The following is a 14,219-nucleotide window of genomic DNA, read 5'->3' as shown; positions in this document are numbered from 1 at the left end:
TCTCTCCATGGCGCAATCCGAAAATTTCACTCCAACGGAGTCTCGGTGCGATGCACCGCGTAGCTCAGCACGTACTGAGTGCTGTCTGGCGGTAGAGCCTGCGCCGGCTCCGAGCACATCAGTCAAGGAAAATATGAGTAAGCACAGAAAACACAAGCCTTCCAGCACAAAACGATTCATCGCCGTAACTGCAGGACTGGGCGCCCTTGTGGGGGCCGGAGCAGTTGTCAATGCAGGTACCGCCGGTGCGCAGGGCTGGTCGGCGAGTTGCAGTTGGGAGTGGCCGGTAAGCGGATCACTTTCGCAGGGGTACCACGCGGGACATGACGGAGTCGACTTCGCTGTCAACGTCGGCACCGCGCTTCACGCGCCGACATCGGGCACGATTTCTGTTGCCGGACCCAATGATCCGGGTGGATACGGAACGTACATCCAGTTGGAAGCGGACAGTGGCGAGCAGATTCAGATGGGCCACCTCTCCGAAACCTGGGTCGGTGTGGGGCAGCACGTCGAGGTAGGCGACCAGATCGGGGCAACGGGTAACACCGGTAGCTCCACCGGTCCACATCTGCACCTCCGCATTCACACTGGTGGCGCCGTCGATCCCATGTCCTTCCTGAGTTCGATCGGGGCGTGCGATACCGGGTCGAGTATCGTGCCCGCACCCGCACCCGTGCCGGCACCGGAAGTAGCACCCGAATCCGCACCGGAATCGGCGCCAGTTCCCGTTGTCTACTCTGAGGCAGCCGAATCTGCACCGGTAGAGAGCATTCCGGAGTCGAAGGCTCCAGCGTCTGGCGAAGAGGTAGTCGTTGCGGCCGGTGATACATTGTTCGGCCTCGCTGCAGAACGAGGTCTCACCTGGCAGCAGCTGTGGGACATCAATCCACAGATCGCCGATCCCGACCAGATCTTTGTGGGCGACGTAGTCAATCTGTGAGAGTGGATAATTCGATACTGATCCTGGGATGAGTCAAAGATTCGTATACGACCGGTTCCAGTACCCGAGTTAACTCCGAGTTCCAGTTGGTGCGTGTGAGCGCTGCAGCCGGGCCGTGTATTTCACGGTCCGGCTGTTTGCGCGCTCCGAGAAGTGATTCCTACCGAAGTGCTGATGCGTGGCGGTTCGCTTCTTGGGCAGCCACGGCCAATCGCGGGGGATCTTGCCGATACTATTGAGCCCGTGAACCGGTCCGCGATCACCTCCCTACGTCGACGTTGGTCAGATGAGGGCGTCGACAATTTACGGGCGCAGCTGCTCGATCAGTCGCGGATCGTCAAGCCGCCCCACACTCTCGTCTCCCCATGGGCGGAGACCGATGACGGGCTGATCGACGTGCGTGGCCTGACAGCGGGTAGCGGTGGATTGGACATCCGGTATCTCACGTTGGAACGGATTGATCTGAGTTTCGCTCGGGGTGCGATCTCCGTCTTCGAATCCGAATTATTCGACTGTCGTTTCGATTTCGTGGCACTGACCGGACAGACCCGTTTCAATCGCCGATTCGAACGGTGCAGTTTCCGGGGTGCCACGCTCTCGCGTCTGGCGCTCGGACCGAGGGTCGTCGATTGCGATTTCACTGGAGCCAAAGCACGCGGGCTCCGCTCCGTGCCCAATACTGTGTTCGAACGATGTGCATTCGACGACACAGACCTGCCTGGTGCGCAGTTCGCCGATACCTCTTTCGTGGAGTGCACTTTCGGCGGCGCACGATTCTCGGCGGCCACGAGTTTTGTGCGGTGTTCCTTCACCCGGACCGCTGTCGAGTTCTCCGAGGCGCGAGTGTCGCGAACAACATGTGACGGCACCGCGATTCCGGATCAATGGGCAGGTGAGGCTGATTCAGCAGTCGCACTGGAGCGGTATGCCGGTCGATATGCCCGAGCACTCGGCGTGGGGGACACAGAGGGTATGGCCCTCGATCCTGAAATGGATGATTCGTAAAGGGGCAGATCGATGACTCGCGGGGTCACGTTCAGAACAGTATTCGGTGGACCGTCGGTGCCGCTCGACTTCATCGAGGAATTGACACGGCTCAGACACCGGCTGAGGGGCATCGCGATGCAGTACGACTTCGATCTGTTTGTTGTCGTTGGTGGCGACATCACCGTGGTGACCGATCCGACCGGGATCCGGCTTCCACGTGTGTTTCTGGGCAGGCGTACCGCTACGGCGCAGGTTCAGATGAACACTGACGACGTGATGGGGGTGTCCGAGCCCCGCACATTTCTGTACACGACGATCCATGCGGCACTGACGGAGCTGATTGCGCGTGTCTCAGACCGCGACAACGTCTTCGATGCGGACGGGGAGCGGGCGAAGATCGAGTTCTTGATCCTCGATGACAGTGGCGAGCGCGAATCAAAGCTGTGATGGCAATGACAAATGCTGCGCTCCCAAATTCGTCAGGCTGTTGTCACTCTCTGGCATCAAGCACTGCGGTGGGCCCAATGAATCCGGACATTCCGGCTATACGATGTGTGTATGCGTTGTAACCGTACGTGTCACGGGTGGCCGGTGTCGGCGCGCTTCGTCCTTGTTGTGTGAGTGTTTCGTCCCGCTCCGCCCATTTCGGGCGATTCTTCATCTAGCTGAGGTTGGTGAATCTTCGGCTTGCGTCGTGGAACGATCCTCAGGCTTCGCCCGGGCTTGACGACTGAATGCGGCCTTCCGTCCGCCCGAATAGACGGACGGAAGACCTCAATTCAGTTGCGGGTGAACGCACTCGGCGATCGCGGTCGGGTCTTGTCAGGGTTGAAATTCGTCGTTGGATGAATTCTCCGGCGAGCCGGCCGCGAGTATGCGCGTCCACCACCTTTGTCGCTGCGGATCTTCGTTCCAGACGACCGGTTCAGCCAGAGCTGCGGTGGGGGCCATGATTGGCGCGGGCATAGTGGACCTCCTGGATGAAAGGTTCTTGTACAGTCGATTTCGTGCCAAGCCGTTCAGGTCAGGCTTCGATCTGTCCATGAGTTTCTGCCTCGGAGTTGGCAGTGCTGGACGGCGGCCCCGACGAGATTTCGATCCGCCGCGGTTTCGCCTTCTCTGCGATCGGCAAGCTCACGGTCAACACGCCGTTGTCGTACGAGGCGACGATCCGCTCGGAGTCGATGTCCTCACTGATGGACAGCTGCCTTCTATACGTTCCCGTGAAACGCTCACTGGCCAGCCACGTCACTCCATCTTCGGAGAGAGCACTGCGGTGCGCGGTCAAGGTCAGGGTCGAGCCATCTACCTGTACGTCCACCGATCCTGGGTCGACGCCGGGAAGATCGGCGTGAAGGACGTAGTGATCATCGATCTTGTAGAGGTCCATCGGCATGAAACGTGGACTTCGGTTGCTGCCGGTTCCGGTAGCAAGCAAGGACTTGGTGATCGCGTCGATGTCGGTGAAGGGATCGAAACGAAGCACAGCAACACACCTCCCGTATCGTCTAAGAAAGGCCACCGTCACCTCGACGGCGACCGAACTCACTGTGCGAGAACATGATAACCAACCGATCTGGCACTCTGCAACCTTGAGTGCCAGATTCTTCGACTGAACTTCGGCTAGATTTTCGGGAGCATCTGGGGGGCGTGGCTGTTCGGTGATCACGCGATCACTCGAGTCCTGCTGGATCAGGACACCTGGGTTCAAGAATCCGCAGATGCCTCGGTTCGATCCGCCTCGAACGAGTGTGATGAAGTACCAGTCAGCTTGTGGTGCTAGCTATTTCGTCGAGAGCTCGTTCTACGGCTTGTGCGATCTTGCTTGCCGGAGGGAGATGCTCGGCATCGGTCTGGATTCCGATCCAGAATTTGTCGTTGTAGGACGCTGCTGTGAAGCCGATTCGAACATTGCCCGCCAACGGGCCGAGCGGCCAGAGTTGGACGAGCGCTGCCCCGTCGAGCGTGAGCGGACCGCGTGGTCCGTGAACATTGGACACCACTGCACCGATCATGTGCTGTCGCTTCGCGAATTTGTCGAAGATGCCGGCTACACGCGGCGACCGAAATGTTGTTCCTGCCGCACGTGCGGACGGTTTTGCGGCCGCAGTTTGCTTCGCGACGATTGCGACGGCACGTTCCAGGTCTGTTTCTTGAAGTGGGAGGTCGATGATCATGAATCCGACGGCGTTGCGTGCGTCTCCGATTGCTGTGACTGCGACGGGGACCGATACGGCGATCGTTTTCGGAATGGACTCGCCACGATCTTCGAGGATGAATCGCAGTCCGGTGCTCGCTGCAACGAGGTAGGCATCGTTCAATGTGCCTCCCACACTTTGCGCACCGCGCACGACCGGAGCGGTCCGGGTGCTGACGGAAGCGATGGATCTAGTGGTGCCGATTGTGCCGAGGAGTACCCGTGATCGGATCGGCCGATGTAGGAACGTCCCGATTCGAAATCGGAGGAGGTCCAGGGAACTGGCCTTCTGGGGGATGTGTGGCTCGGGGGAGTGGCCGGTTTTCGCCGTTGGTGGCGCCCCTGGGTCGGGTTTTTTCGAATCAGGCGAGGCGAACAAGCGCTCGAAAAGGTCGCTGGCACCGGCGCCGTCGAGAACCGCATGATGCACTCGAATGACGATGCCGCACTGACCAGTTCGAGCTACAGGAATCAATGCGATATGCCACAACGGTCGGGTGGTGTCAAGGGGTTGCATCACAAGTCGACCACAAACCGCTTCGAAGTCGGGTTCGGTGGGACCGCGTTCCTCCAGTGAGACATGGAGGTCGACCTCTATGTTGCTTTCCGTCCACCACCATGACCCATGCCGCACAATCGGTCGTTGCCGCAACAACGGTTCCTGCGCGATCTGCGCGGCGAGTGTTCGGTGAAGATGCGCTAGATCCGGTCGACCGTCGCTGTCGACAAAGCCGCCCGGAGAGAGCAGACCGGCAATAGTGACCAGGTACGGCTGGACATCCACACCGAGCTGGAAGCTCGCAGCGTCGACGGGTGATATCGGCACGTCGGGTGTGGTGTCGACCATCTGCTGAGCCTAATCGAGGCGACACGGTGGACGGCGCTGGTTTCGGCTAGCGGATCACCAAGTCGTGGTCGGTGGCGCTGAGCGTGATCGCGGCAATGGGGTTTCCGCGCATCCAGTCCTGCACGAACGCGTTCAGAGCGGGGTTCGATGCCCGATCCGCGTACGCGTCCGACGGGATCTCGATTGCCCCGACGAGGTGGCGCGGATCGGCATCGAGGCCGGATGCGCGGGGAGTCATCCGTAGTCCGTCGGCGGTGTGCAGGACGACCGGAAGAACCGTGCCATCCGGTGCAGTCACGGTCGCGGTCCGGGTGGTGGCGACCGGGTCGAAATGGTCCACGTCCAGTCGGTATCCGGACGGTTGTGCGTACTGGCCGATCGCGTCCAGCATGCGCGGATCCACCACAGAGTACGGAAACCCGATGTCGATCAGAGTCTGACCGTCGATGGCGCCGTCGCGGGCGGGCAAGGTCGTGGACAAGTGCCAGGGGGCAGCGGGGGACAGGGTATCCGTCGACCGGTCTGTCGGCGCGTTTTCGATCAGTGTGCCGAGGAGGGACGCGCCAGTCGGCGTGAACTCCCAAGCATCCCCGACGAGATCCTTGTGCCAGAAACCGGATTCGGCGCCGCGGCGGCCCTCGACACGCAACTCCCGCCGGTTCGGGCCGGGGCCGAGTGAGTGCACACTGATCGCGGATGTGACTTCACCGGGAATCTTGGGCTGGTGCACCCAGTCCGGTGCCGGAAGTTGGATCGCGGCGGTGCTGCGGTCCAGCGTTTCGGCCACGAGGTTGGGTGCCGACGGCTTGTCCGACTGATCTTCCCAGCTGTAGCGGAAGAAGATCGAGTCCGATCCCGAAGAATCGAAATCAAATGTGCGGGTGTACATGTCGCCGTACTTGTTCATCACGAAAGTGGTTGATCCGGCCGCCGACAGCGAGTCCGCCTGGAATCGCCCGCCGAGCGGGCCGCCGATCTCGTAGCTGTCGTCGTTGGGCAGCCACGGGTCTGCGTAGGTTATTCGGCTGCCGTCCGCGGTCAGCGTGGGGATCATCGTCATCTTGGCGAGTCCGACGAAGTGAATCCGTCCTGCGATGTCGGTGAAAGTTTGATTATCCCAAGGCGACGAGACGCTCAGTGCCCACCCGTTCGGCCGGTCTCCCGGAAGTTGTCGGCCTGTGCCGCTCCACAGGGGCGCACCCCACGCGGAAGTCCAGTTCCACACGAGCGGGTCCTGGGAGGCGTTGTCCATCGTGTAAATCCAGCCGTTGTCGTCGACTGCGACGAGTTCGTCGTCGTCCAGTGATATCCCGACCAGTCGTCCACGTAGGCATTCGGGCATCGGTACGAAACGCCATGGCTCGGTCGTTGGTTCGCCGGGCGCCCGCGGACGAGTGAGTAAGTCGTGGTCGACCAGTATAAAGTCCCAGAATCGATTGAATTGGGTTGTTGGCGTGCGAATTTCGATGGAAGAGGGGGTGGCCGTGCCGTTGAACAACGGAAGGTTTTCCAACCCGACTCGTCCGCCTCCCGAGGGTGCGCCGGGTGGCAGTTGGGCGGTTCCGAATGGTACGCAACTGGCCGGCCCGGTTTCGGTGGGCGTGGCTGCGGAGAGGGGAGTGGACCACAGCAGGCCGGCGGCGAAGAGGATGCCGACGGTCGACAGTCGCGATCGGTACGGGTGCGAAACTCCACTCGCGGTCTCGTTCACCGTCCGATTGTCGCATGATCGGCACGTTGAATCTGCGGATTGTGAGGTTTGTCCATCTGTGTCGGTTGCGGCGAGAGTGCCGATCGCGGCGTTGGTTGTTGTGGGTGGAACGAGAGTGCTTGTACTGCAAAGGTATTCGCCGTGTAGCTGAGTTTGCCATGACCTGCAGATACGGTGGGGTGATGAGAAGGCCGAAGTCGCTGGGTGAATGGTTGGTAGCTGACCCTCCGGAGTCGTCCAAGCCACCGGGGCCGATTCTTTTGGCATTCACCGTTGTTCCGCTTATTGCGTTGGTCTGCCGGCATTACGGGTGGTGGCCTTCGCCATTCGGTGACTTCAGGTGGTTCGATCCTCTCCTCGTCAGCGCTGCGGCTCTGCTCACCTTGATCGTTGTTGGTCTGGTGTGGGCGGTTCGTACGCTCTACGTTCTCGGCCAGGACCGACGGTGGTCGTGGTGGATCCTGCCCTCTCCGGTTGCCGTTATCGCCGCGGTCGCTGCGGTGTTGTTGATGCCGCCGGCAACTTTCCTCGACAAGAGCGGAGAGTTCGAGACCGTCGCGATTGCTCTCCTGGAGCAGCCTGGATCGACTGTGGAAGAGCTCGAGATCGGCCAGTTCGAGATCAGCAGTGCCCATGTCGTACGTCCCGATGAGGTCTACTTCATCGACAACGACAGCATGTTCACCACCACGAGTGGATGGGTGTACTCGCCCAGCGGCGCACCAACGGGGTTCGACGATTTCTCCGCAAAGCACCTCGGCGGACCTTGGTACGAGTTCACGGCGGTCTGGCGTGACTGATTCACCGCGCCATTTCACGCATGAAGTGCGTCGATAAATCGAGTGGCCCGTGTCGAGGACCTGTGGCTACCATCGGGGTGTGGACATCGTGATGCCCCATGGGCGTGAGGGGGTTGTCGGCGTCGTCTTCGCCGGCAGCAGATAGCGCATTTCGGACCCGACAGCACTAGGTGCTGGTCGGGCCATGAGCTGTACCCACCTTCACCGATCCACGATTGGCATACACCCATGATCATTTTGACCGATACATCTACCCGTTCCAGCCTCGTCAACGCGAGCCGTAAGGAGAAGACTGATCTCACGTTGCCGGATGGCTTCGACACCATCGACTTCGACGCTCTCGACTATCTGGGCTGGCGAGATCCCAAAATGGGCCGACGCGCCTACGCGATCGTCCCGACACTCGACGGGGAGATCATCGGAGTCTTGCTCGTTCAAGCGCAAGCCACTCCGCGGTCGCGTGCCCAGTGTTCCTGGTGCCGTGACACGCGCCTTCCCAACGAGGTCGTCTTCTACGGCGCCAAGTTGGCCGGGCCCGCTGGTCGACGTGGCAGCACAGTCGGAACACTGATCTGCCGAGACTTCCAGTGCTCGGCCAATGTTCGTAACGACCCCCCGCTCCCGTATGCCGGCTACGATGCCGGCGCTGCGCGCCAGGACCGGAAAGATGAACTGGTGCTGCGTGCTTCGAGTTTTGTCGAGCGAGTGGCTCGGCAGTAGAGGGGACCCCGGGGACGCGATATCCCTGTTGTGAAGTTCGGCCCCTCCCTGGGCTGAGGAAGGGGCCGAACTGCCTGGACGGTGTCGATCCGAGGGGCACTCGGACACGGTGCGACATCTGGCGTCGCACATGATTACTCGGTCAGGGCGTTGCTCGACGTAAAGTGACCCAGGCTCCGGCTATGCAGGCGATGGCCAGGGCCAATGGAAGTAGTGCCATCGGCACCACTCGGGAAGTATCGGCAAACCACGAACCGATCGCCGGCCACCAGCTGGCCCAGGTGATTACGATCGCTGACAGGCCGAGCACACCGAAGAGACCGGTGAGAGAGGCGAGCAGACCGGTGGTCCTCCATCGCTGGTAGATCGCACCTGTCAGCATTGCGATCGAACTGGTCAGCAGCAGCGTCGCGAACAGCGCGAGCAACTGAACGGCTGCGCTGTCGGTGAAATAGCGTGCGATGCCGAACATGCGCATGTGCACACCCCAGCCGTTGGTGGCGGACTCCACCACTGACAGCAGTTGTAGCGCGATTGCGAAGATTGCGGACTGTGCCAACGCCATTATCGTGGTGGCAGTGAAGAACTCGCGGCGAGTCACGCTCAGCCCGAGCGCGAACGGGAACGTCTGGGTCATCGACTGGAGGTAGAACGCCAGCACGAAACCGTAAACGGAGAACACACTGCCGGTGAATCCCTCACCCTGCTCGTTTCCGACGATCGCGTAGATGGTGAAGCTGATGAGGAAAGAGATCAAAAGGATGCCCACCGGCCAGGCGATCAGCAACGGCCACGCGACCGTGTGCAGTTGGAGGACGGAACCGATCCTGGACCGGGTGGGCGCCTTCGGGACCGTCCGGGGCGCTGTCGTTGCGATGCTCATGCGGTGATCTCCTTGCGCTGCGTCGAAGTCGCGATGACAAGTTCCTGCAAAGATGCCGGTTCCACTTGGACTCCCGCCTCCCGCAGTCGGATTCGCTCGGTCTCGGTCACATCGGCCTGCAACATGATTCGGCTGTGGGAGCCTAGTGTCTCCCGGCGCAGGACCCTGCCGGACGCGGCAACAGCATCCACCGCATCAAGGGGGCCGGATACCACTACGGCGCGACCTCGCAGTGCGTCTGCGTCCTCGTCGACGACAATCCGGCCGCTGTCTACGACGATCACGTGCTCGAGCAGATTGGCTACCTCGTCGATAAGGTGAGTCGAAAGCACTACAGTGCGAGGATGTTCGGCGTAGTCGGCAAGCAGTCGATCGTAGAATAGTTGGCGTGCAACGGCATCGAGGCCGAGATACGGCTCGTCGAATAGCGTGAGCGGTGCACGGGAGGCAAGTCCGATAATCACTCCCAACGCTGACCGCATGCCGCGCGAGAGCTTCTTCACCTTGCGGCACAGGGGAAGTTGGAAATCGTCAAGCAGTGTCTCGGCGAACGCGTGGTCCCAATTCGGGAGCAAATGACCGGCGGCGACGAGTACATGCTTGACCTTGAGGTCTTCGGGGTACGTCTGGCTTTCCTTGACGAAGCACACGTTCGCCAGGACGTCGGCATTTTCGAAAGGGGCAGCGCCGAATACCTCGACGTCGCCGCTGGTGTGCAGGTCCTGTCCGGTCAGTATCTGCATGATCGTGGTCTTGCCTGCGCCGTTACGGCCGAGCAGGCCGTAGATCTTGTTCTGGCCGATCTCGAACGAGACGTCCGAGAGCGCATCGACGTCCCCGTAGCTTCTGTTCACTGCTCGCATCGAGGCGACGAGTTCAGTTTCGTCGAAACGCCTGACGTGCGACTTGGTCGTTGTCGTGCTTGAGTTCATCGGTCCGCCTTCCTGTCGTCCAGCATGGATTTGAGTTCGTCGAGGGAAATCTGAAGGCGGTCGGCCTCCATGACCAACGGCTCGATGTATTGGCGCGCGAACGCTTCTCGTCGTCTGAACCTGAGTGCGTCGCGGGCGCCGACGGTGACGAACATTCCGATTCCCCGTTTCTTGTAGAGGAGCCCCTCGCCTACGAGTTGATTGAGGCCCTTGGCTGCCGTCGCCGGATTGATTCGGTGGAACGCCGCCAGTTCGTTGGTTGAGGGCACCTGCCCGTCTTCCGGCAGTGAGCCGTCGATGATCGAGCCTTCGATCTGCTCGGCGATCTGCTGGAACAGTGGTCGTCCGTCGTCGATCACGATGATCGACGCCCGGTGTTCACTGGTTCATTACTCATGTAATGAACCATAGAACGTCGTGGGGCATGTTGGCAATGAGATCGCGGAATCTGGCACCGATGCCTTGGGTCTCCGAGCGCTACCCATCGGGATATTCATCGCAGAGGCTGATGGAACAGCTTGGATGCAGACCAGCTACGACTTCCAGATCCCGGGGGCGCTGCGCACAGGCATTGAGCTTCTGCGGAACCGTGGAACCGCCGATCTAGGTGGTCGACCACGGGACGGGGTTGACCGAAACACCCGTCAGCATCGGCAATTCGCCACCCAACGTGAACAGACGAAACCCGCGGCCTCGGCTTCGGGGCGTAACCCGGAGTCGTAGAACAGAAGCCGGACCGCACGCCGCGGTCGGGCTGTTTTTCGTCAACCCAAAGACGGAATCGCATCCACCGCAAGTAGGGACTTAGCGCCTCGTTTTGGTGTTTCTGTACTGATTCGCGATCCCGATACGTACGCTTCCGGCCAGGGAATCGGACACTCGACCAACAGGGGTATCAATGCCGAATGTGACAGTGAAGTTCGGGGGTTCAGACCCGGAAACAGCAGACCTCGCACGCCGGGCACTGCAACCAGTACTCGACAGCATCTACCGCACATACCGCAGGAAACCGCTCCCATTCGTCGAAGCCGCACTGAAACGCGCAGGCCGAGGGAGCTTCTCACAAGCAGGAATTGAGCGATTCGCCAATTACATTTCAAGAGGCGACCGACCGATTCTCACCAAATAGTGCGGCCGCCCGTGATCAGGCCGAAGACCGAAGCGCTTCCACCGGCTACCTGGTCGACGACTTAAAGTGGTCTGTGCCAACTAGGTTCTGTGCCAACTAGGTACAGGTCCATCGTGGTCAACATCGGAGACAGCTCCCGCTCGCGTCCGAGATCGGTAGCTGCCTCACCGTGGCATGGGACCTGTCAAACACAATCTCCCCTTCCCGGACAGGTAGGGGAGATTGTGTTTGTGACCACCGCACGATCCACGCATCTGCTGATATGCAGGTTTCAGGCAGAGCTGAAACTGTCATTCACATGCGGTCGGCCGATCTTCCTACAAGTCGGGGGCGGTTAGTGGCCCTGCGCCTTCTAATGAGAAGGGGATCGTGGAACCGTTCGCCATCGCCACGATCACGTTGACGATAGCAAAGAGAACGCTATTCATTTCAAATTCACCTCCTCTCTCCGCCTAGAGCCCGGCAGCATTCGCTACTGCATACAGGGCAGAGGCCATGCTATCGAAATTGGGACCTGCAATGTAAGCGGGCGAGCCTGGACCGAATGAGGTGACTGTCCTGATATCCGAGGCCGTTCGAGGAGTTTTAGTCCACCAACCAAGGTCCACCAAAATTGCCTCCGCCTAAGTTGCCCGGTTTGGGAGTTGCGTGAGAAGCCGTAGCTCCGAACGTCATAACCAGGGAAGACGCTGCAATGCTTGCGAGTAATAAGGTTTCGACTCTGGACACCTACGGCCTTCTATCGAATTGGGGCCAACCTGCCGGTTTTTTAAGATCTTCGGGAAGGTAGCGTGGCGCTAATGTGACAGTCCTCCAAACTGGGGTATTTCTTCGAGATTTATCCGGCTCTTCCGGATCCGGAGTGTATGAGTCGATCCACGGATGATCCGAGCAGGCACAAGATGTAGGTTGGTGAGGGTTTTTAATGTGCAGACCGATGGTCGTGCATTGGGGCTTACGGTTAGGGCTGTCCGGTACTGAGGAAGAATACGTACTTGATGCTTTTCGAAGGTGATTTTTGACGGACTTGGGTATTTTCACAGTTGTGATTGTGAGAAGACCTGCATTCTTGCGTGAGTTGTGGTCCCCGGTGTCCGGGTGCGCTACGGCAGATCGGTTTTAAAAACTGATAAGCGCGCGGTGCCCGAGCAGAGACAGTTTCCAACCCCATCGGTTGGTAGTCGCGCTCGAATCACTGATGGACGGCAAACGAACCGAGGTACCGGCGACCATCGGCTTCGAGGTCGACAGCACTCTCCTGACAGTGCGCTCAATGGACACCGATTTAGGCCGGGGCACGACCAGTCGGACGGCATCGATGAACTGCAGAATTCCGAGATCCGGTCCTCTAGCACCCCCATTTGCGTTGGATACTCGTTAACTGATCACTGAATGGAGGAGGTTGTGTACCTGCCGTGTACCTGTCACAGGATTTGGGACCCAAACAAGCGAAGTTCGTCTGCCCCAAAAAGGACTCTGAACTGCGGAGAATCTGTGGAGCCGATGACGGGAATCGAACCCGCGTATTCAGCTTGGGAAGCTGATGTTCTACCATTGAACTACATCGGCGTCGCAGCCGACCGGACGTGTTTTCACCGCCGATCAACGTGCTTTCCGAACATTATCAGACGAGCTTTCAAGCAGCGGTGCCCCCGGCCGTCATTGATCAACACAGGCGTGTGGAAGTCGGCGCCATCGGTAAATGATTTGCCCACAAGTTCTGCGCGGGAAAGCCTTTCGGCATGGAGAACTTGAGACAGGTGGGGCTGGGCTCTGCCGTGGGAGTCCAGAACCCGCGCATCGTGTTCGGTAACCACGGTGTGATCGCACCCATCGATGGGTCGGCACTGCCCGCAGAACCGGTAACCTCTACCTGTGCTGCTCTCCGATCGTGACATCCGTGCCGAAATCTCCGTTGGACGTCTGGGTATCGACCCTTTCGACGATTCCATGGTGCAACCGTCGAGCGTCGACGTGCGCCTGGATGGTCTGTTTCGGGTGTTCAACAACACGCGGTACACGCACATCGACCCGGCACTGCGCCAGGACGAGCTGACCAGCCTGGTTGAACCGGCAGAGGGCGAGCCGTTTGTGCTTCATCCCGGCGAGTTCGTTCTCGGTTCGACTCTCGAAGTGTGCTCACTGCCGAACGACCTGGCCGGCCGCCTCGAAGGTAAGTCGAGCCTCGGGCGCCTGGGCCTTTTGACGCACTCCACTGCCGGCTTCATCGACCCGGGTTTCAGCGGCCACATCACACTGGAGCTGTCCAACGTCGCAAACCTGCCGATCACGCTGTGGCCGGGAATGAAGATCGGGCAGCTCTGCCTGCTCAAGCTGTCGAGCGCTGCAGAGTTCCCCTACGGAAGCTCCGAGGCCGGATCCAAGTACCAGGGCCAGCGCGGCCCGACTCCGTCGAAGGCGTACCTGAACTTCAACCGCAGCTGAACGAACCAACTTCGGGGGGAGTGGCATGATCGGAATTTTCTACGGTCTGGTGTTCATGAACTTGTTGTTCGTGACCAGCACCGTGTGCTTGATGAAGCCGTCGAAGGCCAGTGTTGTTGCGACCGTCTGCGCAGGAGTGGCGTGGCTCTTCTTCAACGGCCCGCTGGAAGGTCAGGTCTTGTGGTCGTTGAATCGAGAACACGGTCTGACGGTCTCGGATCTGATGTCGCTTGTTGCCTTCGGCATCGCCGCTCGTGGTTGGAATCAGGTCCGTAAGGTCCGCGAAACCGTCGACGCCGATCGTTACTGACCTGCGAGCTCACCTCAATTGAACGCCACGATTCGGACAGAAGTTTCGACCTGGAGCACAACGGTCGGCGAATCGGGCACAATTACTGAGTATGTGGTGGATTGTCGGAGGCGTACTACTCGTATGGGTCGTGTGTTCCATTCCGATTGCCATCATGGTCGGACGCGGTATCGCGCGCCGGGACCGCGCAGAATTCGACGGCCGAAATCAACAGTGGGCCGACGAGGTTGTCAGGTCGATAGAGAAGCAATCGGATCAGGACAATGCCGATCGGCGTAAGCCACCACTGATCAGCTGACCAGCTGGACTTTCCGGAGG

At 59.8% G+C, this 14,219-nt stretch carries 15 protein-coding genes and 1 tRNA gene; 8 read left to right on the top strand and 8 right to left on the bottom strand.

Going from position 1 to position 14,219, the window contains the following annotated elements; all coding sequences use genetic code 11:
* The first annotated feature begins 133 nt into the window (after positions 1–133).
* The 3 genes from CPI83_RS23000 (at position 134) to CPI83_RS22990 (ending at position 2,374) form a co-directional block, all read left to right on the top strand.
* On the top strand, positions 134–940 hold the full coding sequence (locus CPI83_RS23000) for a peptidoglycan DD-metalloendopeptidase family protein (RefSeq protein ID WP_020968700.1): 807 nt from the start codon (positions 134–136) through the stop codon (positions 938–940).
* Between the two features lie 243 nt (positions 941–1,183).
* Positions 1,184–1,945: a pentapeptide repeat-containing protein gene (locus tag CPI83_RS22995; RefSeq protein WP_019747504.1), complete on the top strand. Its 762-nt coding sequence runs from the start codon at positions 1,184–1,186 to the stop codon at positions 1,943–1,945.
* Positions 1,946–1,957: 12 nt separating this feature from the next.
* Complete coding sequence (locus CPI83_RS22990) at positions 1,958–2,374, top strand: hypothetical protein (protein ID WP_021343163.1); 417 nt, start codon at positions 1,958–1,960, stop codon at positions 2,372–2,374.
* 375 nt (positions 2,375–2,749) lie between these two features.
* On the opposite strand, the gene CPI83_RS31035 is transcribed toward CPI83_RS22990, so the two are convergent.
* From CPI83_RS31035 to CPI83_RS22975, 4 genes are all read right to left on the bottom strand, one after another.
* Entirely contained in the window at positions 2,750–2,893 is a 144-nt protein-coding gene (locus tag CPI83_RS31035) for a hypothetical protein (protein ID WP_175413820.1), read from the bottom strand.
* Between the two features lie 58 nt (positions 2,894–2,951).
* Positions 2,952–3,413, bottom strand: coding sequence for an Hsp20/alpha crystallin family protein (locus CPI83_RS22985; RefSeq protein ID WP_069146275.1), 462 nt, complete (start codon positions 3,411–3,413; stop codon positions 2,952–2,954).
* A 280-nt stretch (positions 3,414–3,693) separates the two neighbouring features.
* Complete coding sequence (locus CPI83_RS22980) at positions 3,694–4,971, bottom strand: wax ester/triacylglycerol synthase domain-containing protein (RefSeq protein ID WP_069146113.1); 1,278 nt, start codon at positions 4,969–4,971, stop codon at positions 3,694–3,696.
* A gap of 46 nt (positions 4,972–5,017) precedes the next feature.
* Positions 5,018–6,682, bottom strand: a complete 1,665-nt coding sequence (locus CPI83_RS22975) for a hypothetical protein (RefSeq protein ID WP_232816786.1) — start codon at positions 6,680–6,682, stop codon at positions 5,018–5,020.
* 182 nt (positions 6,683–6,864) lie between these two features.
* On the opposite strand from CPI83_RS22975, the gene CPI83_RS22970 reads away from it, so the two are divergent.
* Complete coding sequence (locus tag CPI83_RS22970; protein WP_031331749.1) at positions 6,865–7,482, top strand: hypothetical protein; 618 nt, start codon at positions 6,865–6,867, stop codon at positions 7,480–7,482.
* Positions 7,483–7,710: 228 nt separating this feature from the next.
* The gene (locus tag CPI83_RS22965; protein ID WP_029254674.1) at positions 7,711–8,202 is read left to right on the top strand and encodes an FBP domain-containing protein; all 492 of its coding nucleotides are present in this window, start codon (positions 7,711–7,713) and stop codon (positions 8,200–8,202) included.
* Positions 8,203–8,344: 142 nt separating this feature from the next.
* Here CPI83_RS22965 and CPI83_RS22960 read toward each other — a convergent pair whose 3' ends face one another.
* From CPI83_RS22960 to CPI83_RS22940, 4 genes are all read right to left on the bottom strand, one after another.
* Positions 8,345–9,085: a hypothetical protein gene (locus CPI83_RS22960; RefSeq protein ID WP_020968708.1), complete on the bottom strand. Its 741-nt coding sequence runs from the start codon at positions 9,083–9,085 to the stop codon at positions 8,345–8,347.
* Positions 9,082–10,017, bottom strand: coding sequence for an ABC transporter ATP-binding protein (locus tag CPI83_RS22955; protein WP_020968709.1), 936 nt, complete (start codon positions 10,015–10,017; stop codon positions 9,082–9,084). The genes CPI83_RS22960 and CPI83_RS22955 overlap by 4 nt, the downstream gene beginning before the upstream one ends.
* A complete protein-coding gene (locus tag CPI83_RS22950; RefSeq protein WP_019747490.1) occupies positions 10,014–10,376 on the bottom strand; it encodes a GntR family transcriptional regulator in 363 nt (120 codons plus the stop codon). The genes CPI83_RS22955 and CPI83_RS22950 overlap by 4 nt, the downstream gene beginning before the upstream one ends.
* A gap of 2,265 nt (positions 10,377–12,641) precedes the next feature.
* Positions 12,642–12,715, bottom strand: a tRNA-Gly gene (locus CPI83_RS22940).
* A gap of 306 nt (positions 12,716–13,021) precedes the next feature.
* Here CPI83_RS22940 and dcd point away from each other — a divergent pair.
* The 3 genes from dcd to CPI83_RS22920 all read left to right on the top strand — a co-directional run bounded on the left by dcd (position 13,022) and on the right by CPI83_RS22920 (position 14,199).
* Positions 13,022–13,591 carry a dCTP deaminase gene (gene dcd, locus CPI83_RS22930; protein WP_019747488.1) on the top strand — a complete coding sequence of 190 codons (570 nt, stop codon included), beginning with the start codon at positions 13,022–13,024 and terminating at the stop codon, positions 13,589–13,591.
* 25 nt (positions 13,592–13,616) lie between these two features.
* Complete coding sequence (locus CPI83_RS22925) at positions 13,617–13,901, top strand: hypothetical protein (protein ID WP_019747487.1); 285 nt, start codon at positions 13,617–13,619, stop codon at positions 13,899–13,901.
* A gap of 91 nt (positions 13,902–13,992) precedes the next feature.
* Positions 13,993–14,199: a hypothetical protein gene (locus tag CPI83_RS22920; RefSeq protein ID WP_097387751.1), complete on the top strand. Its 207-nt coding sequence runs from the start codon at positions 13,993–13,995 to the stop codon at positions 14,197–14,199.
* The last annotated feature ends 20 nt before the right edge of the window (positions 14,200–14,219 follow it).

The sequence above is a fragment of the Rhodococcus sp. H-CA8f genome, assembly GCF_002501585.1.
Taxonomy (GTDB): domain Bacteria; phylum Actinomycetota; class Actinomycetes; order Mycobacteriales; family Mycobacteriaceae; genus Rhodococcus_F; species Rhodococcus_F erythropolis.
This window is presented reverse-complemented; position numbering and strand designations above follow the sequence as displayed.